Genomic DNA, 876 nt, shown 5'->3' with positions numbered 1-876 from the left:
AGGCCCACAGCTCGGCCAGCGACACCATCACCGCGAAGAGCACCGGCTGCACAACGTCGACGCGGTCCAGGCTCGCAGCGCCGGGCGCGGCGCGAAGCACGTCGGTCAGCGACCAGTCGACGAATTCGGCGAAGGCCTCTTCACACTCCCGGATCTGCTGTGCGAATACCGGTGCGGTGTCCAGCAATTCGATTGCCATGCCCAGCCATTGCGAGCCCTGGCCGGGGAAGACGAACACCGTCTTGCCCGCCGGTGTCGCGGTGCCCCGGATGACCGATCCGGTCGGGTCGTCGTTGGCCAGCTCGTCCAGCCCGGCGAGCAGCCGGTCACGGTCACCGCCCACCACGACGGCCCGGTGCTCGAACGTCGCGCGGCCCGCCAATGACCACCCGATGTCGGCGACGTCCAGATCATCGTGCGCGCGAACGTATTCGGCCAGCCGGGCCGCCTGCGCGGCCAACGCCGCCGGGGACTTCGCCGACACCGCCCACGGGACCACCGCCCGCGCCGGGCCGGCCTCCCGCACCGGTTCGGCCGGGGCGGCCTCGACGATGACGTGCGCGTTGGTGCCGCTGATGCCGAACGACGACCCGACCGGATCGGTCATCCGGGGCACCGCGACACCGGCGGGCAAGACGGTGTTCGTCTTCCCCGGCCAGGGCTCGCAATGGCTGGGCATGGCAATCGAATTGCTGGACACCGCACCGGTATTCGCACAGCAGATCCGGGAGTGTGAAGAGGCCTTCGCCGAATTCGTCGACTGGTCGCTGACCGACGTGCTTCGCGCCGCGCCCGGCGCTGCGAGCCTGGACCGCGTCGACGTTGTGCAGCCGGTGCTCTTCGCGGTGATGGTGTCGCTGGCCGAGCTGTGGAAGT

Annotated in this window: 1 protein-coding gene and 1 pseudogene; one reads left to right on the top strand and one right to left on the bottom strand. The window is 70.1% G+C overall.

Going from position 1 to position 876, the window contains the following annotated elements; translation table 11 throughout:
• Positions 1–637 (bottom strand): annotated as a pseudogene (locus A5659_RS19760) (acyltransferase domain-containing protein); the annotation flags it as partial.
• On the opposite strand from A5659_RS19760, the gene A5659_RS19755 reads away from it, so the two are divergent.
• The coding region (locus A5659_RS19755; RefSeq protein ID WP_369829389.1) for an acyltransferase domain-containing protein at positions 576–876 on the top strand (301 nt) is incomplete at its 3' end. The pseudogene A5659_RS19760 and the gene A5659_RS19755 overlap by 62 nt on opposite strands.

Source organism: Mycobacterium sp. 1165196.3 (assembly GCF_001673415.1).
Classification (GTDB): Bacteria; Actinomycetota; Actinomycetes; order Mycobacteriales; family Mycobacteriaceae; genus Mycobacterium; species Mycobacterium europaeum_A.
This window is presented reverse-complemented; position numbering and strand designations above follow the sequence as displayed.